This window comes from Acinetobacter suaedae, assembly GCF_008630915.1.
Taxonomy (GTDB): domain Bacteria; phylum Pseudomonadota; class Gammaproteobacteria; order Pseudomonadales; family Moraxellaceae; genus Acinetobacter; species Acinetobacter suaedae.
Map to the genome: position 1 here is coordinate 1186173 of NZ_CP043909.1, position 24342 is coordinate 1210514.

22 protein-coding genes are annotated in these 24342 nt (G+C 39.9%); 20 read left to right on the forward strand and 2 right to left on the reverse strand.

Going from position 1 to position 24342, the window contains the following annotated elements:
* Positions 1–185 precede the first annotated feature (185 nt).
* From F2A31_RS05535 to pgaD, 6 genes are all read left to right on the forward strand, one after another.
* The gene (locus F2A31_RS05535; protein ID WP_150025531.1) at positions 186–1085 is read left to right on the forward strand and encodes a DUF6502 family protein; all 900 of its coding nucleotides are present in this window, start codon (positions 186–188) and stop codon (positions 1083–1085) included.
* 127 nt (positions 1086–1212) lie between these two features.
* Entirely contained in the window at positions 1213–2019 is an 807-nt protein-coding gene (locus F2A31_RS05540) for a hypothetical protein (RefSeq protein WP_150025532.1), read from the forward strand.
* A 360-nt stretch (positions 2020–2379) separates the two neighbouring features.
* On the forward strand, positions 2380–4812 hold the full coding sequence (pgaA, locus tag F2A31_RS05545; RefSeq protein ID WP_171490560.1) for a poly-beta-1,6 N-acetyl-D-glucosamine export porin PgaA: 2433 nt from the start codon (positions 2380–2382) through the stop codon (positions 4810–4812).
* Complete coding sequence (pgaB, locus tag F2A31_RS05550; protein WP_150025534.1) at positions 4813–6630, forward strand: poly-beta-1,6-N-acetyl-D-glucosamine N-deacetylase PgaB; 1818 nt, start codon at positions 4813–4815, stop codon at positions 6628–6630.
* Complete coding sequence (gene pgaC, locus F2A31_RS05555; protein WP_228715658.1) at positions 6630–7898, forward strand: poly-beta-1,6-N-acetyl-D-glucosamine synthase; 1269 nt, start codon at positions 6630–6632, stop codon at positions 7896–7898. The genes pgaB (F2A31_RS05550) and pgaC overlap by 1 nt, the downstream gene beginning before the upstream one ends.
* A complete protein-coding gene (gene pgaD / locus F2A31_RS05560; RefSeq protein WP_150025536.1) occupies positions 7895–8407 on the forward strand; it encodes a poly-beta-1,6-N-acetyl-D-glucosamine biosynthesis protein PgaD in 513 nt (170 codons plus the stop codon). The genes pgaC and pgaD overlap by 4 nt, the downstream gene beginning before the upstream one ends.
* Here the strand turns inward: pgaD and pgaB (F2A31_RS05565) are convergent.
* Positions 8379–9560 (reverse strand): poly-beta-1,6-N-acetyl-D-glucosamine N-deacetylase PgaB, encoded by a 1182-nt coding sequence (pgaB, locus tag F2A31_RS05565; protein ID WP_228715651.1) that lies wholly within the window; start codon positions 9558–9560, stop codon positions 8379–8381. The genes pgaD and pgaB (F2A31_RS05565) overlap by 29 nt on opposite strands.
* A 247-nt stretch (positions 9561–9807) precedes the next feature.
* Positions 9808–10620, reverse strand: a complete 813-nt coding sequence (locus F2A31_RS05570; protein ID WP_150025537.1) for an IclR family transcriptional regulator — start codon at positions 10618–10620, stop codon at positions 9808–9810.
* A 266-nt stretch (positions 10621–10886) separates the two neighbouring features.
* On the opposite strand from F2A31_RS05570, the gene F2A31_RS05575 reads away from it, so the two are divergent.
* The 14 genes from F2A31_RS05575 (at position 10887) to F2A31_RS05640 (ending at position 24327) form a co-directional block, all read left to right on the forward strand.
* On the forward strand, positions 10887–11192 hold the full coding sequence (locus F2A31_RS05575; RefSeq protein ID WP_005084771.1) for a non-heme iron oxygenase ferredoxin subunit: 306 nt from the start codon (positions 10887–10889) through the stop codon (positions 11190–11192).
* A 25-nt stretch (positions 11193–11217) separates the two neighbouring features.
* Positions 11218–11517: a recombinase-like helix-turn-helix domain-containing protein gene (locus tag F2A31_RS05580; protein WP_004639801.1), complete on the forward strand. Its 300-nt coding sequence runs from the start codon at positions 11218–11220 to the stop codon at positions 11515–11517.
* 17 nt (positions 11518–11534) lie between these two features.
* Positions 11535–12602 carry an aromatic ring-hydroxylating oxygenase subunit alpha gene (locus F2A31_RS05585; protein WP_150025538.1) on the forward strand — a complete coding sequence of 356 codons (1068 nt, stop codon included), beginning with the start codon at positions 11535–11537 and terminating at the stop codon, positions 12600–12602.
* Positions 12595–13359, forward strand: coding sequence for an SDR family oxidoreductase (locus tag F2A31_RS05590; protein WP_150025539.1), 765 nt, complete (start codon positions 12595–12597; stop codon positions 13357–13359). The genes F2A31_RS05585 and F2A31_RS05590 overlap by 8 nt, the downstream gene beginning before the upstream one ends.
* Positions 13360–13371: 12 nt before the next feature.
* Positions 13372–14304: a VOC family protein gene (locus F2A31_RS05595; RefSeq protein ID WP_150025540.1), complete on the forward strand. Its 933-nt coding sequence runs from the start codon at positions 13372–13374 to the stop codon at positions 14302–14304.
* Between the two features lie 26 nt (positions 14305–14330).
* Positions 14331–15542, forward strand: coding sequence for an NAD(P)/FAD-dependent oxidoreductase (locus F2A31_RS05600; RefSeq protein WP_150025541.1), 1212 nt, complete (start codon positions 14331–14333; stop codon positions 15540–15542).
* A 41-nt stretch (positions 15543–15583) separates the two neighbouring features.
* On the forward strand, positions 15584–16807 hold the full coding sequence (locus F2A31_RS05605) for an MFS transporter (RefSeq protein WP_150025542.1): 1224 nt from the start codon (positions 15584–15586) through the stop codon (positions 16805–16807).
* Between the two features lie 33 nt (positions 16808–16840).
* Positions 16841–17362 carry a cupin domain-containing protein gene (locus F2A31_RS05610; protein ID WP_004639794.1) on the forward strand — a complete coding sequence of 174 codons (522 nt, stop codon included), beginning with the start codon at positions 16841–16843 and terminating at the stop codon, positions 17360–17362.
* Between the two features lie 31 nt (positions 17363–17393).
* On the forward strand, positions 17394–18209 hold the full coding sequence (locus F2A31_RS05615; RefSeq protein ID WP_171490561.1) for an alpha/beta fold hydrolase: 816 nt from the start codon (positions 17394–17396) through the stop codon (positions 18207–18209).
* Positions 18210–18228: 19 nt separating this feature from the next.
* Complete coding sequence (locus F2A31_RS05620; RefSeq protein ID WP_150025544.1) at positions 18229–19023, forward strand: SDR family oxidoreductase; 795 nt, start codon at positions 18229–18231, stop codon at positions 19021–19023.
* A gap of 9 nt (positions 19024–19032) precedes the next feature.
* Positions 19033–19824, forward strand: coding sequence for an aspartate dehydrogenase (locus tag F2A31_RS05625; protein WP_150025545.1), 792 nt, complete (start codon positions 19033–19035; stop codon positions 19822–19824).
* 11 nt (positions 19825–19835) lie between these two features.
* A complete protein-coding gene (locus F2A31_RS05630) occupies positions 19836–21302 on the forward strand; it encodes an aldehyde dehydrogenase (protein ID WP_150025546.1) in 1467 nt (488 codons plus the stop codon).
* A gap of 41 nt (positions 21303–21343) precedes the next feature.
* A complete protein-coding gene (locus F2A31_RS05635) occupies positions 21344–22984 on the forward strand; it encodes a thiamine pyrophosphate-binding protein (RefSeq protein ID WP_150025547.1) in 1641 nt (546 codons plus the stop codon).
* Positions 22985–23133: 149 nt separating this feature from the next.
* Positions 23134–24327, forward strand: a complete 1194-nt coding sequence (locus F2A31_RS05640) for a hypothetical protein (protein WP_150025548.1) — start codon at positions 23134–23136, stop codon at positions 24325–24327.
* The last annotated feature ends 15 nt before the right edge of the window (positions 24328–24342 follow it).

Below are 24342 nucleotides of genomic sequence, written 5' to 3' on the forward strand. Positions count from 1 at the left end.
TATTGACCATGAGAAATATTCATAGTCGACAATATTTTGATGTTTCTTTCGTGAAAGTATCCAACCATCAGGCTTTTTAATTTTCCAAGTGATAAAATAGTAATATGAAATTTACACATTTTTATGATTTAGAAATGTTAAAGTAATCAACGTATGTATTTTATATAGTCTTTGCTGGAGAGATTATGCAAAAACACGTTTTAGCAAGTAAAAATATGGAGTTATCAGTTACTACACAGCTATCTCATAATACAGAAACGACTTTGGAACATGTGCTTGATATTATGCCAGAATTGATTCGTTGGCTTGTAAAATCGGGCATTGGTTATAGTGAGTTTTCTGCGGCTTTGCGACCTTTATTTTATAATGAAGCGATTAAGGAGCTTGATAGGATTGCGCAAAAGAAAACTGATTCTTCAATTAGCATATTGTCTGGTCTCACTCGGCGTGAAGTAAATGCTTTTCGCCCACCAGATTCAAAACAACATGTTTGTATAGACATGCAGCAGTTTTTAATGCCTGTCAGTGTACCTGCAAGAGTTGTTGGGCTGTGGATTCATCAAAGATTGCCTTTTCGTATTCCAATCACGGGCAGTGAGGAAAGCTTTGAATCGCTTGTTCAACAAATATCATCTGAAAAACATCCGCGTTCTATTTTACTCGAACTCAAACGACTTGGTGTTGTAGTTGAGATCAATGATGATGTGATATTGCAGACAGGAAGTTTTACACCTTCACCACATGCTGATGAAAGTAAGAAGCTATTTGCTGAAAGTATTGTGGATCATTTAGCTGCAGGTATTCATAACATTACGGAAGGAGATGATGCTTTTCTAGAGCAGGCGATTTTTGCAGATGAATTGACTTATGAATCTGTTGTAGAGCTTAAAAAACTATGTGTAGACCAATGGCAAACCATGGCAAAAACGGTTTTAGCTCGAACGATGGAGCTGTGCCGGAAGGACGAAGGAAAGTTAGATGCAAGTTATCGCTTTAGACTAGGAGTCTTTCAATATGAGGCAATGGAACAGCATATTGTAGGAATAAACAGTAGCCGTAATTCTTGTAAGGAAAGTGGTAGTTAATTGCTCGTTATGTGTGTTATGTTTATAATGCACATAAATTTCTTTTGGAGATACTTTATTCAATCATTTATTTGTTCGGCTGAGATTTTTCTTAGAAGAGAAATATTCGTCCCACAAATGGAATTGTATGAATAAAGAGGGTGATATGGAATTACGTACTTTTTTACTTATGGGTGGTATTCTCCTGACAGGATGTGGAGGGGATGATTTTAGTGCTGGGGTCAGTTTAGGAGGGACAGGTAATGGATCGGGGATAGGTGTAAATAACCCTCAACCTCCGACAACCAATCCTCCTATTATTGGTGAGCCTGATGAAACACCAATTCCTGAACTTGAAGAGGTTGATACTAGTATTTTAAAAGAACAAGTGTATTCAGGAAAAAAAGAACAAAGTTGTGGTGGATTACATCGTTCAATGTATTTTAAAGGATTGGTTAATGGACAATATGATGAAATTGTCGAGGAGTTACGTACCCCAATTTCGCAATATGATCGGACTGTAGGTGCAATTCTACATGTAAAGGTATGTAATACAACTTCTAGTCCAGTTTATGAATATATTCCAAGTTGCCGATCTCCGATTTCATTGTTGAATCAGAATGGAACACCTATTTTGCCGCATAACTGGATGAGTTGTATTAACTCGGAATTTATTCATGTTTATCAACCTAACCAGTGCCATACATATGATTTTCGTTATACATTTGCCAATGTGATCAAACAATGGAAGTTCAGATATCAGACTGAATATGCTTTTAATTTGATTGGAAATGATAATCGAATTCAGTGTGAACCATTAGAGACATCGTTGAAAATTGTTGCAATGGATCAGGAGGAAGAAGTAACGTCACCTGATATTGATCAGCAACCTCCATTGGTTGGTGGGGGTTTTCCATCTAATGGTGGGCTTGTTGGAGTTGCACCACCACCATGATTGGATTGTCAAACATATGCTAATTTGATTCAGATGTTTAGCCAACATGCAGAATCTAAATAAATCTTAAAAAACGCCACAATATATTTATATTGTGGCGTTTTTAACTTTGCTTTTAAAAAATCAATACCTTGTATGTCTTTGATAGATTAACTTTGGTCATATTTGGATGCTGATTTCGTAGATTTGATTAAATATAGGCTAATAAAAATAGTGATAAAGGGCAAATAATTCTAAAAAAATGTGCAATTAGCGCATTTTTAATGTATAGTCCTCAACCAATTTAATGTCGACTGTTTATATTTTGTTCAGATGAAGCATATTAACTTAATCTCCATTTCTTTAGGCATAGGTTATTGCTTGTTATCCACTCATGTTGATGCTGCTAACTCAGTAATTGATCAAGAGAGAGAACAGGCAGTACAGTCCATTCGTCAAGGTAATACTGAGCAGGGAGTGGCACAACTTGCTCAATTAAGGAGCAAGTATCCAGAGGATCAGAAAATACTAGCGGATTATTTATTGGTCGAGTTACAAGCGGGGAGATTTAACGATTCAACGCTTTCACAGTTGCAGGAAATTAATGTGCATTTGTTTCCTCAATATGCACAAATGTCTTTACTCTATGCGTTGAGAGATTTAAAAAGGTTTAAGCTCGCATTGGAGCTTGCTGAAAAGTTTTATACTTATAAGTCATCTAATGATTTAGGTTTAATGCTAGGGGGGCTTTATGCAGAGGATCAACAGATCGGACCTGCAAAGTTATATTTAGATCTAGTCAGCGTTCAAGAGTTAAACGTTAGTCAACTGGTACAGGGGGCTTATGCTTATCGGCGTATTGGTGATTTAATCCAAGCATTAGATTGGGCAACAATGGCTAGGTTATTACAACCTCATTCTGATGAAGTACTACAACAATATTATCCTACACTTTTAGCTTTAGAAAGCAGTAAAAAAGCTTTAGCAGATGCAGAACAGGATCTGCTTAAAGTAAAAAACACCAAACTCTATCATCAGATTAAACAGGCCTATTTTGCTCAAAATATACGTTATGCCATTGATTATTTAAGGTATAAAAAAAATTGGACTGAGCAGCAACCTTATTTGAAACTTGATCAGGTTCTTGCTGAAATGTCAGCTTATGCACAAGATATTGATCTAAATGATAAAATGTTTAACACATTTTATTATGACTATATTTATGCTTTAAGTGTAAGAGGACATAGTCAAGAGGCGATTGATTGGTTAAATAAAACGAATAAAAATGTTGGGGAAGGATATTTCTCTGATAGAGATATTCCCAATTATACCCGTCATGCGATAGCTGATGCCTATTTAGCTTTACGAAAACCAAAACATGCTGAGCAATGGTATAAAAGTTTATTAGATGATCAGAAATATTTAAATTTTGAAGTTTATACCGGGCTTTATTATTCTTATATTGAACAAGAAGAATATTTTCTAGCTGAAAAGCTTCTCAGTGATCTTGATCATCAATTACCACGATTACAGTACAGTGATGCTAAAGGTTCTAATCCATGGGTACATCCTGATCGTGCAAGCTATATAGAATTACTGGGATTAAATCAAGCTTACAGCAATCGTCTTAAACAAGCTGAGCAATATTATCAAGACTTGTTAACTATTGCGCCAAATAATGATAGTTATATCAATCAATTGGCAATGATTCAGCGCTGGCGTGACAAACCACTACAAGCAAATAAAACTCTAGCTCGCTTAAATGGATTACAGCCTGTTTCAAAAAGTCAAAAACTTAACCATATGCAAAATGCTCAGGCATTAGGTGATGTCAAAACTTGGCGTAATGCATTGCACGAATTGAAGCAAATTGATCCAGAAGATACTGGTGTGATGAAGTCTGCCATTGAGCTTCAAGAACGAGATCGACCTAGTATTGTTCATCATAGTGAATTTGGTCGCAGTCGCACGAAACAGGGTGACTCTGTTCATGGCATACAAGGTTTAAGTGATCGTAACTCAAAAACACAGTTGTATTCACCTTGGTTTTTATCAGATCAGTTTCGTATCTTAGCTCAGTATACTACACGATGGTCCGAGTATCGTGATGGAGTCATCCATGAGAATCGTTATGCTCTAGGTGGTGAATGGTCAGCATATCGTAAAACATTGACAGCTTTATTATCAGAAAATGAATTAGGACAACGTGCTGGTGTGAATATCCAATGGTCGCATTGGTTGAATGATCATTGGAGCTATCGTTTTGGTTTTGATAGTGCGGCTGATATTCCTTTACAAGCAATTCAACAAAATCATAATGGTCAGTCTTACAGTGCTGGTTTGACATGGAAACAAGACTCATCTCGTAGAGCCAGTGCAGATTATCAGTGGGTTGATATTAATGATGGTAACACCCGTCAAGAATTGCAGCTGAACTTTAATCAAGGTTTGTGGTACACCCCTCATCAGACCTCGCAGGTCAATATTTCTGCCTATTACGGCAAGAATAACTTACCTCATGCCACTTATTTTAACCCTAGAAACCACTATAGCCTAGATTTTAATTGGTCACATGATTGGCTTACATGGCGTAATTATGAACGCTTATTTAACCAGCATTTTGAGTTGGGTATCGGAATATATAGTCAACGAGACTATACCACCTTGCCGACTTATGCCGCTTTATATCGTCATGAATGGCAGGTAACAAAAGCTTGGAAACTTCATTATGGCATCGGTTGGCAGCGGCATCCGTATGATGGTCAACAGGAACAACGTACACATGGTGTGATTGGTTTTGAGGGGAAATTTTAAATGAAAACTTTAACTTTGAGAAAGATCTTACTATCAGTTGTTATCACAGCAAGTTTGACCCCACATTTAATCCAGCCAACAAGAGCACAAAATCAATTTGTCGCACTGACTTTCCACGATGTGCGAGATGATGTGAAAAAGCAAGGTGACCATGATGTTTATGCAATTAGCACAAGAAATTTATCCAGTTTTTTCGATTGGATGAAGGCAAATGATTGGACACCTATCACTTTGAAACAGATACAGCAAGCAAAAAAGTTGGGTAATCCACTGCCTAAAAATGCTGTATTGCTATGTTTCGATGATGGTGCTTTGAGTAGTTATCTTAAAGTATTTCCTTTACTCAAACATTATAACGTACCCGCTGTTTTTGCGATTCCAACAAGTTGGATAAATGGCAATACCCAAGCTGCTTATGAAGCATATGGTGAAGGGAACTTAATGACTTGGTCGCAAATGAGAGAAATGCAGGCATCAGGGCTAGCTGAATTTGCATCGCACTCTCATGATTTGCATCATGGCATCTTGGCAAATCCGCAACAAAATCAAAAACCAGCTGCTATTAGTTACCAGTATTTTCCTGAACAACACCGTTATGAAACAGATAATGAGTTTAAACAGAGAATTTACCATGATCTTCAACAGTCAAAACAAGTTCTGGATAAAGAACTAGGTGGAGATTCGCAAGCGATAATTTGGCCTTATGGTGCCGTTACTACTGAAGTAGCAGAGGTAGCCAAGCAGGCTGGATTTTCAATGTCATTTAGTTTAGGACAGGCATTTACAAATACCAATCAACAAACTGGAACTTATCAACGTGCACTGATTATGGGAAACCCAACACCAGAGCAAATTGCTGGGAGTGTGCGTAGTGCGGGCAAATATGTGAGTGAGCCCTTATATCCGCCTTTTCGAATGATTCATTTTGATTTGATGAAGTTGGAAACTGATCTACAGGACGAGAGTGAACCAAGTTTAGGCAGGCTGTTGCAGCAGCTTGAAGTGCTAAAAAGTAATGTCCTCTTGATAGATGGTTTAGCAAAGCCTGATCATCAAGGTCCTTATCAAAAAGCCTATTTCCCAACATTTCATCTACCACAGTCAGTAGATATGCTTTCGCGAATTGCATGGCAGGCACGAACACGTGTAGGGCAATTAGTAATTGTGAATCTACCAATTTTTCCAAATGTTTATAAACCTGATCAAGTGGTTGATTTAGCTCGTGATGCTGCCAGATTTAATCCAAGTATAAATAGTATTAGTTTAGATTCTGAGCAATTTCTAGATTGTTTGTGGACTGATCAAATAACGACTTTTGAGTGTCAAAACAATGTAAAAACAGTTTTACATTTACAGCAACGAATACAGGAAGCAATTCGACCATATTTGGATATGAGTAGTCGTTATTTCCCTAGTTTAAAAGTGTCGGTTGGACAGGCACAAGCCAGAGCAATATCTCAAGCTATTCATCAATTACAGTTAGAAGATAGTCTCTTAATTTTAGAGATAGATGTATTAAAACAACCTCAAGTTTTGCACGATTTGTTGTGGGCAATTGATCAGTTAACCGATCAAAAAAAGAAACATATCGCTATTCATTTAACTACACCAGAAACTTTAAATGATGTTCAAGGCCAAATTTTAAGACAGTCATTTTTACTTTTACGTGAACATGGCATACAAAAATTAGGTATTACACCTCACCATCTTTATTCAGGAGAGGCGATTCATCGACAACTCTATTCAGTATTAAGTTTGAATGATAGTCCCATGACTTATAAGAATTTTAATCATGATAGTAATGGAGCTGCGCAATGATGAATTGGTTTTTAGGACTCCCTTGGATTGATATCTTATTTGGCTTTGCTTTCTTTTATCCATTAGCAATGGCTTGGGTATGGGTTGTTGGTGGATTGTGGTTCTTTTGGAAAAGAGAGCGAAAAGCCCAACCTTTTCCTCAACTTTTTGATGAGGGGTGTAGCATTATTATCCCTTGTTTCAATGAGGAGGCACAGGTACGTGAAACTATTCGTTACGCAATGCAAAGCCAATATCCAAAGTTTGAAGTTATTGCAGTGAACGATGGAAGCACGGATATGACTGCTGAAATTTTAAATGAGTTAGCTGAACAATATGTGAAATTACGCGTAGTACATTTAGCAGAAAATCAAGGGAAGGCTTATGCCTTGCGCTCTGGTGCTTTGGTTAGTCAGTACGAATATTTATTATGTATTGATGGCGATGCTTTACTACATCCACATACAGCGTTATGGATGATGCAGCCTTTAGTCCAGCATCCTCGTGTAGGAGCTGTGACTGGAAATCCGCGTATTCTTAATCGTTCAGGTATGTTGGGCAAGTTACAGGTTGGTGAATTCTCATCCATTATCGGTATTGTGAAAAGAGCACAGCGTACTTATGGCCGTTTATTTACTGTTTCAGGGGTAATAGCTGGTTTTCGTAAAACCGCTCTACATCGTGTTGGTTTTTGGTCGGAAGACATGATTACAGAGGATATTGATATTTCATGGAAGTTGCAGTTTGACCATTGGGATATTCAGTATGTTCCACAAGCACTTTGCTACATATATATGCCAGAAACTTTTCGAGGTTTATGGAAACAGCGCTTGCGATGGGCTCAAGGTGGGCTAGAAGTATTATTTCACTATGTACCCAAAATGTTTAAGTGGCGATTACGGCGTATGTGGCCTGTAATGCTAGAAACCTTAACAAGTATTGTATGGGCCTACGTCATTTTATTGATCATCGTATTATTTTTTGCTGGCCTGTTCGTACCAATACCAGCTCAATGGTACATCCATACGTTGCTACCGCAATGGTACGGCGCACTGCTAGGTATTACATGCATTGTACAGTTTGGTGTCAGTTTATATATAGACAAACGTTATGACGGTGATCGTTTCATCCGTAACTATATTTGGATTATTTGGTATCCAATATTTTTTTGGCTATTGAGTGTTTTTACTACGGTTTTCGCTTTGCCGAAAACATTATTCAAAAAACCTAAACAGCGTGCGCGGTGGATTAGTCCAGACCGTGGTTTCAGGGGAGGAAATGAAAAATGAATCAGCAATTTATTCGTACTATTGTGACGAACATTGAACATGATGTAAGTAAGTTAGATATTCCCAAATATATAGATAAACCTGAATATGTGACTAATCGTAAAGCTGGCTATAGTTTGCAGATGATCGGATGGTTATTGTGGATATGGTTATTATTACCTTTGTTCACAATTGTACTTTGGATGTATGAATTTTGGGTTGTTCATCAGTATGTCATGATCCCACCAATAATTGCACAAGTTTATAATTTACGTTTTATTGTATTGGGTATATCACTTCTTGTGGTGACATTGTTGTTATGGGCAAGTTATAACTGGTATCGGTTTAAAGATAATGAACGTAGGTTGAAAATGGAAAATACACCATTAGAAGAGTTTGTTCATTTCTTCGGCGTAACTTTGGCAGATCAGCAAAAGATGCAATCTGCCAAAACACTCATTTTACATTATGATGTTCAAGGGCAGTTATGTGATTTCGATATCATTGGTAGTCAAAAGCTTGTTTTATAGCATTAGCATTTGGATGCTGTTGTACAAAGTCCTCAGGATAATAGCCAATATGTTTAGCATTAAGATCTTTAAGCAATATAATATCTGCTTTAATTTTTAGGCTATTAATCGCTATATTTTTATGCCAATCGAAGGTTTGTAGTTCAAATACAGTGCGTTCTAAATTAGGATCGTACTGTTTTGAATTCTTCACAAGCTGTTGGTAGAACATTTGATGGTCTGGTGCTTGTTCCATATAAGGCATCGCCATAATGGCATTATAATCATAGTATTTAAATGTACTTTTTAACGATTGGGCAAACCATTTCTCACTTTCAGGATTAAGTGTAATTGGTGCATATGAGTTACGAGCGGTCTTTATATTGGGTTGTTTACATTTGACAATTTTTGAAACCCCATAAGCGAGTTGATCTAAATATTCTGTTTTATGTTTTGCAAAAAGGATCTGTTGTGGTTGCCACGGCTTGAAGACATAATGCTTATTAAAGCCCCATGAGTTAAAAGTGGCTAGGGCTAGGTGTTGTGTGTCCTCAAAGTCATTGAGTGTTATATCATCATGAAATAGTATGCCGTCTACTGGATTATTCGCAGCGAAGTCCTGATAAATTTCTGCAATGATTTTGATATTATTTGTATCAAACGGAGATAGACGAATATAGCCATCTCTGTTGTTTTTTGCGTGTTCAACATAAGTTAAGTTTGGTGTAGTTGGCTCCCATGCTATTAGAGGTAGCCAAGCAAAAATAGCTTGTACATCAGTAAACTGCTTTATTTGTTGAGAAACCGTATTAAAAATATTATCTCTAGTTGGTATATGGCGATTTTTAAAATAAACCGTACTCGCAGATCCATTGGCATCGGGATCTGCAAAAGCTTGTAAAAAAATAGTATTAGGGCGGATTTGGTTGATACGTGAAATCAGTGCGAGGATGTTACGTTGTTGTTGGACTTTATCTGTATCGAATACATAGTCCAAATCAACATGCATGATATTCATATTACTGGGTACTTTACTCGGCGTTGTGTTGAATTCACATTGTGTCGAAAGAGGAATATAAGACTGTATTGGATGTTTTTTAAAGTCTAAATATTCTGCAAATGTTGATGTTGAATGTAACAATGATGCTATAAATATTAGTAGTAAGTTTTTCATTAATATACACTTTATTTTTTGTTAAGGCAAAATTAACTTATCATAGATAAAGCAGAGTAAATAAAAAATAATTGTTTTAATGTGTAAGCTGAACATTTTTATTGTGAGGCAAAATAATATAAATAAGATTCTTAAGAAATTGAATGCTCTATGAGGCAGAGCATCGAAAAACGAACCTATAGCTATCACTTAAGTTCTATCTCAACTATCATAAAAATAGCTGAGACAAACAGTTTTATATTCAACTTTAATAAATAAATTTAGAAATTTTATCCGCTGTTTGGATAACCATCTCTGCAATTTCATTTCTAAAATAATCTTCCTCATACGTACCTAATGGGCAGCTGACGGATAATACGGCTGTTACTTTACCCGTGGATTGTTTAAAAATGGGCACAGCACAGGCGGCCATATCATGATTGTAATGCCCCCAGCTCACCATAGATCGCTGTGTTTTGACAAAGCTTAAACGCTGCAAAAGTGTTTTAAGATTTTTGGGGGTTAATTCGGAAAAAGTATCCCATTGATTGAAATTTTTATAGCGGTCACGAATTTCCGTTTCGGGTAAATCTGCGAGTAACATTTGCCCTATCACAGTTGCATGAGCCGGCCAGCGAGTTCCTAAACCAATGTTACTGGTGAATGTTCCATTGGATTGCACATTGTTGATAAAGACGATATGCGTACCTTCTAAAATGGATAAATGTACCGCAAGTTTGGTTTGATCACGCAGTTCTTTCATCAAAGGAGTGGCGAGATCTAATAAAGATTGTTTCGACAAGCTATTAAAGCCAAGCTCCATCACTTTTGAATCAAGCGCATAGGTTTTTTGAGAAGCTTTTCTCAGGAAGCCACATGATTCTAATGTGTAAATCAGACGGAAAGCACTAGAACGGTTTACATCTAAAATTTCGGCGATTTCCGTGATGGTCATTTCTTGGGTTTGCTGATTAAAAGCTTGCAAAATTGCCAAGCCACGTACCAAACCGGGTACTAAATAACGGTCGTCATTTTTTATGAGTTCAGATTCTTGAGAGTCTGTTTCAACACTTAAATTCATCGAATAAATATTCCTGTAAAAAAGGCTAATTACTAAATTTCATTTTCTTAATAAGCCTATTGTAACTGCAAAACAGATGTAGATGATAGTTTTATATATAAAACTTAATTTTTTAAGTAAAACGTAAAATAATGTGTAATAAAAATCAAGTTGCTGAAATTTAATGATTTATATAGTTTGACAAAAAAATAAGCATAGGAGTATTCTTAATTAAAGTTTGTTATATCAAATAATGTTTTATATATAAAACAAATGAGGATGCAAGGATGAGTTGGATCTCAGTTTGTCAGCAAGATGACGTAACCGAAGACGAGCCAAAAGCCATAGAAGTTGACGGTAAGAAAATTGGCGTATTTTTCATCGATGAAAAATATTTTGCTATCGAGAATGTTTGCCCACATGCCTACGCATTATTAACAGAAGGCTTTATTGAAGATCAGACCGTTGAATGTCCTTTGCATGAGGCGATTTTTGATATTCAAACAGGTGAGCTAAAGAGTGGACCAGGATGTCGTGATCTATGCACTTATCCTGTACGTGTTGAAGGGCAAGAAGTTCAAATTCAACTCTAGGTCTTAATGAGAAGGAAGGAATCGCGTGAAAACATTTAATGAGAAGCTAGCTAACTGGATCCATGCAGTGCCAGCAACCGAAGCAGGAATTAACAATATCCAAGTTCCAGGACAGCCAGAATTATTAATTTGGCAAACTCGTTATAAAGAACCAACGGTTTATGAGCAAGACTTTGTACAACATTTAATCAAAGCATTTTCAGCGGGTGTAACTGAGCTGAATGATCTCGTACAGACTTTAAATCAGCAAGGTTTCCGTTGTGAGTCTGGTGAGCTTTGGACTTCTGAAAGTTTTTCAGAAGAAATGCAACGTTTAGGTTATTGATTCAAGGAAGAACGATTATGAACGCAGCAGTATCAGCTACGCCGAGTGTCGAAGAATATTTAGATTTAGGTTTACGTGATCAATGGCATCCAGTGCTTGCAAGCTGGGAAGTCGCCGCAAATCCAGTGGGTATCACTCGTTTGGGTGAGAATATTGTGGTTTGGCGTGATGACCAAGGTCAAGTTCATGCTTTAGAAGATCGTTGTCCGCATCGTGGTGCACGTCTTTCTTTAGGTTGGAATCTTGGAAATCGTGTGGCTTGTTGGTATCACGGTGTTGAGGTTCGCCATGACGGTGTGGTTGAAGATGTACCAGCGGTACATGAATGTCCAATGAAAGGCACAAAATGTATTAAAAGCTATCCAGTGATCGAAGCACATGGTGCAATTTTCCTTTGGTTTGGGATCGACCCAAATGAAGAACCGAAAGCACTCGATTTTCCTGAACAACTTGCGAGTGAAGAGTGGAGTGCATTTCTTTGCCAAGCAGATTGGAAAGTGAATCATCAATATGCGATTGATAATGTCATGGACCCAATGCATGGTAGCTATTTGCATTGTACTTCGCACTCAATGGCTGAAGGGGACCGCACTGCAGAAATGAAGCACCGTTCAACTGAACATGGTTTTGTTTTTGAGAAAGAAGGTCAAATTGGTGTTAATTTCGACTGGGTTGAATATGCCAATACAGGTGCAAGCTGGTTAAGACTTTCCATTCCTTATCGCAAAGATTTTGGGCCGGGTGGTGAGTTCTGGATCGTGGGCTATGCAACACCAATTGATGCTAAGAATACCCGTGTATTCTTCTGGCGTTGTCGTAAAGTTAGTGGTTGGCAACGTAATGTGTGGCGCTTCCTTTACCGCAATCATTTAGAAAAATTGCATTGGGACGTATTGGAACAAGATCGCATTATTTTAGAAAACCTTGCACCGAATGCTCGTCAACAAGAATTCCTCTATCAACATGATGTCGGTTTGTCTCGTTTACGCCGTTTAATGAAAAAAGAAGCAGAAAAGCAGTTAAAGAAAATTGCAGCTTTGAATACCTCAAACCGTATTGAAATGCAGGAAGAAGCGCATGGCTAATGTTGCATTGTTACAAGGCAAAAAAGTCCTTGTCACAGGCGCGGCAAGAGGCTTGGGACGCGACTTTGCACAAGCAATTGCTGAAGCAGGTGCTCAAGTTGTCATGGCGGATATTTTAGATGAACTTGTTCAGAAAGAAGCGATTGAACTTCAACAACGAGGTTTAAAAGTTGAGGCTGTAAAAATTGATTTGTCTGATGCTGTTTCAATTCAGCAGGCTGTAGAACAGGCTGTTGAATATTTAGGTGGAGTAGACGGTTTAGTCAATTGTGCTGCACTTGCAACCAATGTGGGCGGTAAAAGTTTGATGGACTATGACGCTGATCTTTGGGATCGGGTCATGAACATTAATGTCAAAGGTACATGGTTGGTCACTAAGGCATGTGTTCCATATCTCAAACAGGCGAATGCTGGAAAAGTGATTAATGTCGCCTCTGATACAGCGTTGTGGGGTGCACCAAATCTGATGGCTTATGTTGCGAGTAAAGGTGCATTGGTTGCCATGACACGCTCGATGGCGAGAGAGCTTGGGCAATTCAATATTTGTATCAATACGCTTTCACCGGGTTTAACACTGGTAGAGGCGACTGAATATGTACCGCAAGAACGTCATGATTTATATGTGAATGGTCGTGCGATTCAGCGTCAGCAACTACCACAGGATTTAAACGGAACAGCACTGTATTTACTGTCGGATTTGTCTTCATTTGTGACAGGTCAAAATATTCCAGTGAATGGCGGTTTTGTCTTTAATTAAGGAGTTTATCTCATGATTACAGGGATTGAGATTTTAAAGTTTGGTGTTGAGGACAGGGCTGCTTCCAATAAGTTTTTGGCAGACTTTGGATTAACTCAGAGAAGTTCAGATATTGAAGGTACTGATCTTTATCAAACCCAAAATGGTAGCAAGATTTATTTGTTTGATTGTGATGATACACGTCTACCTCAGGCCATTGAATCAGGCTCTACCTTACGTGAAGTGACGTGGGGGCTTGATGACGCCGAACAAGATTTAGCAGATTTAGCAGATCGTTTGGCTGATGTGGATGGATACCAAGCCACCACTGATCTGGTGCAATGTATAGATCCAAATGGAATGACGATTCGTTTTCAACAAAGTTTCACGCATGAGTTACCTGCACTAAGAACTGAAGGGATCAATCAATATGGCAGTGTAAATCGTATTAATGCTGCCAGTCCTGTATACGAGAAAGGTCAACCTGTGGCGGTTGGTCATGTAGTGTTCTTTACTCCAGATTTAGAAAAAACTGAGAAATTCTATATTGAAAAACTGGGTTTCTATCTATCTGATGCCTATCGTAATCGTGGTGCATTCTTACGCTGTCGTGGCAAGGGTTTTCATCATGACCTGTTTTTATTGTCGATCCCAAATAAACCTGCTGGTCTAAACCATGTTGCTTTTGTGGTACGTGATATTCACGAAGTGATTGGTGGCGGTTTGAATATGAACCGTTCTGAGTGGTCAACTTTTATAGGTCCTGGTCGGCATCCAATTTCTTCGGCTTATTTCTGGTATGTCAATTCACCATTGGGGGGTGCATTTGAGTATTACACCAATGATGATTATTTGACTGAAGAATGGCAGCCGCGTGTTGAAGAGCATCGTTTGGAACTATTCACTGAATGGGCGATCGAGGGTGGTTTAGATGACCATACCCGCCGTCAGGTTAAACCTGCATAAAACGCGATGAAGCAGGGAGAAATGCTATGGAAAGAATCGTGATCGTTGGGGCGGGACAAGCCGCAGGTTGGGCTGTTAGTACGCTGCGTCAAAATGGTTTCTTAGGTGAAATCCATGTGGTTTCCAATGAGGATCAGGTGTTTTACGAACGTCCGCCACTTTCAAAACAAGTACTTTCGAAAGAGGCGAGTTATGAAAGCTTAAATTTGTTTTCAACAGAGCAGGTGCAAGAATTTAATATTCAATGGCATAAGCCTGATGTGGCAACCCAAGTCGACCGTCAGCAGAAGCAAGTGGTTTTAGAAAGTGGCCAAATATTGCCTTATGACAAGTTATTGATTGCAACGGGAAGTCGTGCTCGTGTGCCAGTTAACACATGGCAGTTTATTCCAAATGTTGTCACGCTTCGCAATGTACAAGACTGTGAACGCCTTGCAGAAATTTTACAACATGCTCAAAAGTTGGCAGTTGTTGGTGGTGGTTGGATCGGTTTAGAAATTGCAGCGACTGCTCGTAAACAGGGCAAAGAGGTTCATATTTTTGAATATGGCGATCGTCTTTGTGCTCGAAGTGTCAGTCCTGATGTATCTGATTTTTTGAAAGCGATGCATGAGCAACAAGGTACGCAAATTCATTTGAATAGTAAAAACTTACATTTGATTGAAGCAGGTCATCACAAAGTAGAAGTGGTGAATCACCCCAATACGACTGAACTATTTGATTGTGTGGTGGTTGGTGCAGGTGCTGATATTGCAAAAGAGCTGGGTGTCAATGCCGGCTTGGATGTCAAAGACGGTATCGTAGTGAATTGTTTTGGTCAAACCTCTGATCAAGATATTTATGCTGCAGGTGATGTGGCGATCCATCCTAGTTTAGGTTATTGCATTCAGTCATGGGCAAATGCGCAGAACCAAGCAATTGCAGCCGCTAAATCGATGCTGGGTATTGAAACTGAATATACCGATATTCCATGGTTATGGTCGGATCAATATCACTTCAATATTCAGATATTAGGGACTTATCAACCAGAAAGAACCAAGCAGACAGTGGTACGTAGAAGTACGGATGATCAATGTAGTTATCTGTATCTGGATGATCAAAATTGTTTAATCAATATGATCGCAATCAATGACTCAAAATTGGTCAAATTGGCAAAACGTTGGATGCAGTCCAATACCGTATTAGACCCAAAACTATTAGCAGACCCTGAATTTAATGTCATGAAATTAAAACCATAAACATTAAATTCTGGTTCATGACTCAATCGAAGGAATGAAGTATGAGTAATGAAGAAAAAAGTGGATTTAAGCATTGGGTGCCAGCTTTTGTCCTAATGGTGTGCGTTGTACTTGCATTTTTTGACAAGATTAGTATTGCGGTTTTATTTGCTGATCCACATTTCCAAGATGCAATGCAGATTGCGGAGAATAAAGCCAAGTTAGGATGGTTAATGACCAGTTTCTTGCTGGCATATGGCTTTTCATCTGTATTTCTCAGTTTCCTGGGGGATATTTTCGACCCTAAGAAAATGCTGTTTTGGAGTGTCGCGTCGTGGGGTGTGCTTATGCTGTGCATGGGCTTTACCACGAGCTATGCAGGCATGTTGTTCTTACGTATTTTGCTTGGATTGGCTGAAGGTCCGTTATTCGCCTTGGCTTATACCATTGTGAAACAGACTTATACTGATCGTCAGCAAGCCCGTGCTTCGACCATGTTTTTGCTGGGAACACCAATTGGTGCTTTCCTGGGCTTTCCGATCACCGCAGCAGTCTTGGCCAAATACGATTGGCATACCACCTTCTTTGTGATGGCCGCGCTCACACTTGTTGCCTTAGTCGCCATTGTCATTGGTTTACGTGGTCTACAACTTAAGAAAACCATTGATCTGGAATCGACCAGCAAACGCGTCAATTTCAAAGGTCATATCCTGAATACCAAGGTTTTATTGCAGAACCGTTCATTTTGGTTGGTGTGTATTTTCAATATCGCCTTGATGACCTATTTGTGGGGATTAAACAGTTGGGTGCCATCTTATTTAATCCAAGACAAAGGCTTCAATCTTAAAGAGTTTGGTATTTATTCAAGTTTCCCATTCATTGCGATGTTAATTGGTGAAATTGTCGGTGCATTTTTGTCTGACAAGACCGGACGCCGCGCGATCCAAGTTTTTGGTGGCTTATTGGTGGCAGGTATTTTCATGTACGTCATGGTGATTATGACCAATCCATTTTTAGTCATCGCAGCGATGTCTTTGAGTGCAATGGCATGGGGTTTTGGTGTCGCAGCAGTCTTTGCATTACTTGCACGAGTGACGACAGCTGATGTCGGTGCAACAGCAGGCGGGATTTTCAATGGAATGGGCAATTTTGCCAGTGCAATTGCCCCAGTTCTTATCGGTTACATCGTGATGCAAACAAACAGTTTTAATTTAGGAATTACCTTCTTAGCAGCAGTCGCCGTTATTGGGTCATTCTTCTTGGTTCCTTTATTGAAACGTTATTAATCAAACTATTCATCAAAAACTTAGGAGTTAAACATGTCTACTCAACAATTTGAATCATGGAAACAGCCTGAAGGCGCTAGTTTAGAAGATTGGTTAAACACACGTATCGCACGTTTCGAAACACGTAAATATGATTTCGATGCGTTGAAATTCCAAGCGGATTACGACCCGAAATATCGCCGTGCGCAAATGCGTTATATGGGGACAGGTGCAACAGGTGTGGTTAATGATGGCAACACGGTTCCAGCTGAAAACTTTACCTTTTCAACCATGGTATTACCTGCTCAATGTGAAGGTCCATTGCATATCCACCACGATGTGGAAGAAGTGTTCTTCATGTTACGTGGCGAGATTGACCTGTTCATCGAGCATAACGGTGAAAAATTTCAAACCAAATTGAAAGAGCGTGATCTGATTTCAATTCCACCGGGTATTTATCGTGGTTTGTTTAACCCTGGCCAAGAAGATGCTTTGATGTGTGTGATGTTGGGTGCTGGGAAACCAACTATTCCAAACTATCCACCTGAGCATCCATTATCTCAAATCAAACGTTAATCAACACGATTAATTGTAAAAAAGGAATGAAGTGATGACTTTGATTGACACATTAGCCAAATACCCAGTGAAAACCATTGAGATCGATGGTCAGCTGCAAGCCTATCGCGAAGCTGGACAAGGCCAAACGCTGATTCTTTTACATGGTATTAGCTCTGGTTCTGCATCATGGGTCAATCAGCTTAATGTCCTTAGTCATCACTTTCATGTCATTGCTTGGGATGCACCGGGTTATGGCTTATCTGAGGGTTTAAATACGGAACAGCCAAATGCAACCGATTATGCTCAGCGTGTGCTGGCGATCATAGATGCATTGGCGATTTCTAAAGCCATCATTGTAGGTCATTCATTAGGTGCATTACAGGCAAGTGCTTTTGCCCATCTATATCCTGAACGTGTTGAAACCTTAATCATTGCCAATGCAGCGCAGGGTTATCAACGATCGGATGAAGACACCAAAGCACAGGTTTATCAGAAACGCCCAAATCTATTGAAAAGTTTGGGCAATGCGGGGATGGCGGCAAGCCGTGGTCCACATTTAATTTATAAACAAGACCCTCAAGCACTGGCATTGGTTGGTGAAGTGATGGGGCAGCTCACTTTAGACGGTTTTACGCGAGCATCGTATTTGTTGGCGTATGACGAGATTAGAAATTATTTAACAGATATCAAAGTTCCATGTGTGGTGATTGCTGGTGACAAGGATGAAATCACGCCCGCTCAAGCCATCATGGAGCTGGCGATGGAAATGCAATTGAGCCGATGTCATCTCATTACAGATGCAGGTCATCTGAGTTATGTCGATCAACCTGATCAGTTTAACGACATTGTTTTATCGGCAAATTAATTAAACGAGAGATATGGATATGAGCTTCCAAGTTGAAGGAAAAGTAGCAGTTGTAACAGGTGGCTCGTCAGGCATTGGTTTGGCTGCTGTAGAAATTTTAGTTGCAGAAGGTGCAAAGGTCGCATGGTGTGGTCGAGATGAAGCCCGTTTAGCGGCATCAAAACTTTATATTTTAGAGAAATATCCACATGCCAATATTTACACCAGTATCTGCAATGTTTTGGACAAAGAAGACGTAAAACGATTTGCACGAGATGTAAAACAAAACTTAGGCAATGTCGACATGTTGATCAATAACGCGGGTCAAGGTCGTGTGTCGAATTTTGAAAATACCCAAGACGAAGATTGGATGAAAGAGATTGAGCTGAAGTATTTCAGTGTATTACATCCCGTTCGCGCATTTTTAGACGATTTAAAACAGTCTGCATCTGGCTCAATCACCAATGTGAACTCATTGTTAGCCCTGCAACCTGAACCGCACATGATCGCAACCTCATCTGCACGTGCGGCATTGCTGAATCTCACTCATTCACTGGCACATGAATTTACTCAATATGGTGTCCGTGTGAACTCAATCCTTTTGGGTATGGTGGAGTCGGCACAGTGGAAACGCCGTTTTGAAACACGTTCTGATCCGAATGCAACATGGGAACAGTGGACAGGCAATATTGCTAAAAATCGTGGAATCCCGATGCAACGTTTAGGTAAGCCAGAAGAACCTGCACGTGCCTTGGTATTTCTCGCATCGCCTTTAGCTTCCTATACCACAGGTTCAACACTCGATGTCTCTGGTGGATTTAATAAACATTTATAAGGTGTGCACATGAAACAGTTGATGATGATTGGTTTTGGCGCAATGGCAGCAGAAGTGTATACCCATATGCCGCAAGACTTACAACTTAAATGGATTGTGGTACCAGCACGGAGTGTTGAAAAAGTTCAGGCGCAAGTTGCTCCTGACGTGCAAGTGATTAGCTCGATTGATGAATGTCAGGGTACACCTGATTACGTGATTGAAGTTGCGGGTCAAGCTGCGGTGAAAGAGCATGCGCAAAAGGTTTTGGAAAAGGGTTGGACCATCGGGTTGATCTCGGTTGGAACTTTGGCGGATAACGAGTTTTTGATTCAGTTAAAAAATACCGCGGAGCAACATGATGCCCATTTACATCTTTTGGCAGGGGCGATAGCCGGAATTGATGGAATCTCAGCGGCGAAAGAAGGTGGCTTGGAAAAGGTCACATACAAAGGATGCAAGAGTCCAAGAAGTTGGCGTGGTAGCTATGCAGAGCAATTGGTTGATTTAGATCAGGTGAGTGAAGCAACCGTTTTTTTTCGTGGTACAGCGCGTGAGGCCGCATTGAAGTTTCCTGCCAATGCCAATGTTGCAGCGACGATTGCACTTGCAGGTTTAGGTATGGATGAAACCATGGTGGAACTCACGGTTGATCCAAACATCAATAAAAACAAGCACACCATCGTGGCAGAAGGTGTATTTGGTGAAATGACGATTGAATTGGTCGGTGTACCTTTGGCGAGTAACCCGAAAACCTCGACATTGGCTGCACTCAGTGTGATTCGTGCCTGTCGCAATAGTGTTCAAGCAATTCAGATTTAAAGGATTTGATCATGGTAAAGGAAATTTATATCGCTGGTGAATGGCGATTAGGTCGAGGCGACACGATTCAAAGTCTGTTTCCAGCAGATCAATCTGTGAATGCTGAGATTTCAACGGCAAGTTTAGATGATGTCAATGAAGCGATTGAAAAGGCTGATTTGGCATGGCGCAAGGCGGAGTGGCGCAACAGCATGCCACACGAGCGTGCGCGCATTTTGTATAAAGTAGCCGACATTATTGAAGCGCGTGTGGATGAGCTATCAAAGCTGCAAACTCGTGATAACGGTAAACCATTGGCTGAAACGCGTGCTTTAACCTTGAGTGCAGCGGCAACAGCACGTTATGTGGCAGCAGCTTGCGAGACACTAAATGATGAATTAACCACACAACGTGCGCCAGATTTTATGACCATGAGTGTGCATGAACCTGTGGGTGTTGTGGCAGCGATTACACCGTGGAACTCACCGATTGCCAGCGAAGTACAGAAGCTAGCACCTGCACTAGCAGGCGGTAATGCAGTCATTCTAAAACCAGCAGAAGTGACTTCTTTGATCGCACTGGAATTAGCGAAAATCTTTGAAGAAGCTGGTTTGCCTAAAGGTTTATTGAGCGTGCTCGTTGGACGTGGCTCAGTCATTGGTGACGCAATCGTAAAACACCCATTGGTACGCAAAATTTCATTTACAGGTGGAACCAGTACAGGACGTCATTTGGCACATATCGCCGCTGACAAGTTGATCACCACATCTTTAGAACTTGGCGGAAAATCACCAACGATCGTCATGCAAGATGCCGATATTGAGCTTGCAGCAAAAGGTGTGGCTTATGGCATTTTTAGTTCAGCAGGACAGGCATGTATTGCTGGATCACGCTTATTTGTGCATCGCAGTATTTATGATCAATTCTTAACGCGTCTAGTTGAAATTACCAAAGGCTTGCGCGTAGGACATCCTGAAACCGCAGGCGTGCATTTGGGTTCTTTGATCAATCCGAAGCATTTAGCCTCAGTAGATGCTTATGTTCAGTTAGCAAAAAAAGAAGGTGGTCAAGTTTTGGTTGGTGGTCAGGCATTGACTGAAGGTGATTTAGCAAAAGGCAGCTTCTATTTACCGACCATTATCACAGGTCTCAATAATTCAGCACAAACCTGTCAGGAAGAAATCTTTGGTCCTGTATTGGTAGTCATGAAATATGACGATGAAGCGGATCTGATTGCCCAAGCCAATGACAGTTGTTTTGGTTTGGCCGCAGGGATTTGGACTGAAAACTATCGTAAAGCTTGGCAACTTGCACGTGCTTTGGAAGTGGGAACAGTCTGGATCAATACCTACAAAAAATTCTCAATTTCTGCACCTTTTGGTGGTTTCAAAGAAAGTGGAATTGGGCGTGAAAAAGGTCGTTTAGGCATCTTGGCGTATATGCAACAAAAAAGCATTTATATGGGATTAAGCGAACAGCCAAATCCTTGGTGCGATTAATAAATTCATGGAATGAAATAAAATTTTTGAGGAATACAGTAATGACAGAACGTGTAAATGTAGGCGAAGCAATCGCTCGTGTTTTAGAGGCGCACCAAGTTGATAGTATCTACGGCGTTATTTCAATTCACAACTTGCCAATTGCTGATGCAGTCGGTCGTCGTGAAAAAATTCGTTTCGTCGCAGCACGTGGTGAAGCAGGTGCGGTGACGATGGCAGATGGTCATTCACGCTTTAAAGGTTTAGGTGTCGCCTTGACCAGTACTGGTGCAGGTGCAGGGAATGCTGTGGGTTCATTGATTGAAGCAATGAATGCGGGCAGTCCAGTATTGCATTTAACAGGTCAAGTTGAGCGTGAATATTTAGATCGTGATGCAAGTTTTATCCATGAAACCAAAGATCAACTGACTTTCTTACGTGCATCGAGCAAAGCTGCTTTTCGTATTACCAGCCCTGATAATGCAGTTGGCGTGATTCGTGAAGCGATTCGTGTCGCAACGACTGTGCCTATGGGGCCAGTCAGTGTTGAGCTACCGATTGATGTGCAAGCAGCAGAAATTGATTTACCACTGAATCTAGGTCCAGTCAAAGCGATGGAATTACCTCAAGCAGATCAAGTTGAAGTTGATTTGATCATTGATGAAATCAAAAAAGCCAAACGTCCAATTTTTTGGATCGGTGGTGGAACGCTCAATAGTGTGGATGAAGTCAAAGCGATTGCTGACTTGGGTATTCCAGTGGTGTCTTCAACCCATGCGCGTGGTGTGCTAGCAGATGACCATCCACGTAGCCTAGGTGCATTCCATAACTCAGCAGGCGTTGAACAACTTTTAAAAGATGCCGATTTATTGGTTGTTGTTGGTTCTCGCTTACGTAGTAACGAAACCAAAACCTATTCAGTGCAGTTCCCTGAAAATATTATTCAAGTTGATGCTAATCCTGTTGCACAACAACGTAATTACAAAATTCGTAATTTCATTTGTGGTGATGCCAAAGATGTGTTGCAACGTGTTCTCACAGGTTTAGCAGGCGTATCTAAAATAGATGCTGATTATGATGCAGCAGTTGTTGATTCAAAACAGGCAGCAATCAATGCTTTACGTACACAGCTTGATCAATATGCTTTGATCTGTGATCACCTTCGTGCAGCACTGCCACAAGATGGCATTTTTGTTCGTGATATTACGATGTCAGGCAGTACCTGGGGCAGTCGTTTATTCCCAGTACAAGCACCAAACCAAAATATTCACTCTTTAGCAGGGGCGATTGGTCTAGGTCTGGCAACCGCAATTGGTGCCTCAGTTGCCAATCCTGACAAAAAAGTGATTGGTTTAGTCGGTGATGGTGGTTTGATGCTCGGGATTGGTGAGATTGCGACGATGGCGCAAGAAAATACCAATATGGTACTGATGATCATGAATGATGGTGGTTATGGGGTTATGCGCGGTATTCAAAATAATTACTTCGGTGGTCGTCAGTATTTTAACGAATTACACACACCTGATTACCAAGCATTGGGTGAGGCGATGGGCGTGAAAAGCTGGAAAGTCGGCAGTGCAGATGAGTTTAAAACGGTGATTCAGCAAGCAGTTGATTTCCAAGGACCAAGCGTCATTGAACTAGATATGCATTCAATTGGACCACTCAACTTTGCAGGTCCTCCACAGAAGAAATTGTATTAATCCATCTCAGCATTGCTAGGTAGTAGCACTGCTGAAGAATGATTTGTAGGCAAAAATTTTTGTCTACAAATCGATAAAAACTATGTTTTACAGGTAAAACAAAAAACAGAACCAACAGGATGGTTGGTATCAAAGCGAAGGAACATGATATGAAAAAGACAATGATGGTCGCGATGCTTACTGCATGTTATTTGGGTACAGCATCTCATGCATTTGCACAAAGTTCGGCACTAGAATGGAAAAGTGAAGATGGGACGGATTCTGTCAAACTGGGTGGTGTAGTGCGTTTAAATCAACGTTACGAAAATTGGGAGGGGCCAAATGGTGGTTTTGGAAAACTCTATTTTGATATTTTCCGAGTTGATTTGAAAGGCAAGTTTGATGATGCCTATTTTAATGCCAGTTACCTCTTTCAAGATCAAGGTAAGCGCTCGATAGAAAAAGCTTATGTGGGTTATCATTTGGATGAAAATAACAGCATAGAAGCTGGTTTTGTCTATAAACCTTTTGCAATTTATCCTTATCCACAAAATGGTTGGACTTATCACATTCCATTTTTCTTGGGTTATGGTAATAACATTGCTCCAGGCTTGAATTGGAATTTTCAGAATAAAGAATGGGACATGAAGCTAGGCTATTATCCTGAGATGCTCGCAACCAATCTTCGTTATTCTCCTGAAAGTGCGACCTATGATGATTTAGCTGAAAATGCATTCCCAACACAACAAGGCTATCAAAATGAAAAACGTCACCAAGTGAATACACGGATTGTTCGTAAGTTAGAAACTGAATTTGGCAAGCAAGAGTTTGGTGTATCAGGTGCTATTGCTCAGCTACACAACAAGATCACAGATAAAAATGGTAAGTACTATGCTGTGGGACTGCATACAGATAATAATTACAAGCGTTTTAATTTACAAAGCTCAGTGATTCATTATCAATATGATGCAAAAAATCCTGATGGTGTAAACAATGATATGACACTGATGGGGGCGAATGGTTTAACGCCAGCATATTTCATTGCTTCTGAAGGAACCATTGCGAGTTTAAACCTCGCATATACATTACCTGTACAAGACATGGGGAAACTCAAAGCAATCCGTTTCTACAATGATTATAGTTATTTCGATAAAAAACGAGAGGACTGGTCAGCCTCACAAATGAATACCACAGGCATGATGTTTATTGCTTCACCTTTCATGGTGTGGGCGGATTATACATGGGGTAAAAACTCTAACCTTATTGGTGGTGCAACCAATGCAACGGGCTTTACTTCTACTGTTTCACCAAATAGTGATAAATGGCTTTATCGTATCAACTTAAATATTGGTTTTAGTTTTTAAACATCTTTCTTTAAG

Excerpts from the sequence above, each read along its gene's own strand:
- F2A31_RS05535 (WP_150025531.1), top strand. The coding sequence starts at position 186 with ATGCAAAAACACGTTTTAGCAAGTAAAAATATGGAGTTATCAGTTACT.
- F2A31_RS05540 (WP_150025532.1), top strand. The coding sequence starts at position 1,213 with ATGAATAAAGAGGGTGATATGGAATTACGTACTTTTTTACTTATGGGT.
- pgaB (WP_150025534.1), top strand. The coding sequence starts at position 4,813 with ATGAAAACTTTAACTTTGAGAAAGATCTTACTATCAGTTGTTATCACA.
- pgaC (WP_228715658.1), top strand. The coding sequence starts at position 6,630 with ATGAATTGGTTTTTAGGACTCCCTTGGATTGATATCTTATTTGGCTTT.
- pgaD (WP_150025536.1), top strand. The coding sequence starts at position 7,895 with ATGAATCAGCAATTTATTCGTACTATTGTGACGAACATTGAACATGAT.
- pgaB (WP_228715651.1), bottom strand. The coding sequence starts at position 9,560 with ATGAAAAACTTACTACTAATATTTATAGCATCATTGTTACATTCAACA.
- F2A31_RS05570 (WP_150025537.1), bottom strand. The coding sequence starts at position 10,620 with ATGAATTTAAGTGTTGAAACAGACTCTCAAGAATCTGAACTCATAAAA.
- F2A31_RS05575 (WP_005084771.1), top strand. The coding sequence starts at position 10,887 with ATGAGTTGGATCTCAGTTTGTCAGCAAGATGACGTAACCGAAGACGAG.
- F2A31_RS05585 (WP_150025538.1), top strand. The coding sequence starts at position 11,535 with ATGAACGCAGCAGTATCAGCTACGCCGAGTGTCGAAGAATATTTAGAT.
- F2A31_RS05590 (WP_150025539.1), top strand. The coding sequence starts at position 12,595 with ATGGCTAATGTTGCATTGTTACAAGGCAAAAAAGTCCTTGTCACAGGC.
- F2A31_RS05595 (WP_150025540.1), top strand. The coding sequence starts at position 13,372 with ATGATTACAGGGATTGAGATTTTAAAGTTTGGTGTTGAGGACAGGGCT.
- F2A31_RS05600 (WP_150025541.1), top strand. The coding sequence starts at position 14,331 with ATGGAAAGAATCGTGATCGTTGGGGCGGGACAAGCCGCAGGTTGGGCT.
- F2A31_RS05605 (WP_150025542.1), top strand. The coding sequence starts at position 15,584 with ATGAGTAATGAAGAAAAAAGTGGATTTAAGCATTGGGTGCCAGCTTTT.
- F2A31_RS05610 (WP_004639794.1), top strand. The coding sequence starts at position 16,841 with ATGTCTACTCAACAATTTGAATCATGGAAACAGCCTGAAGGCGCTAGT.
- F2A31_RS05620 (WP_150025544.1), top strand. The coding sequence starts at position 18,229 with ATGAGCTTCCAAGTTGAAGGAAAAGTAGCAGTTGTAACAGGTGGCTCG.
- F2A31_RS05625 (WP_150025545.1), top strand. The coding sequence starts at position 19,033 with ATGAAACAGTTGATGATGATTGGTTTTGGCGCAATGGCAGCAGAAGTG.
- F2A31_RS05630 (WP_150025546.1), top strand. The coding sequence starts at position 19,836 with ATGGTAAAGGAAATTTATATCGCTGGTGAATGGCGATTAGGTCGAGGC.
- F2A31_RS05635 (WP_150025547.1), top strand. The coding sequence starts at position 21,344 with ATGACAGAACGTGTAAATGTAGGCGAAGCAATCGCTCGTGTTTTAGAG.
- F2A31_RS05640 (WP_150025548.1), top strand. The coding sequence starts at position 23,134 with ATGAAAAAGACAATGATGGTCGCGATGCTTACTGCATGTTATTTGGGT.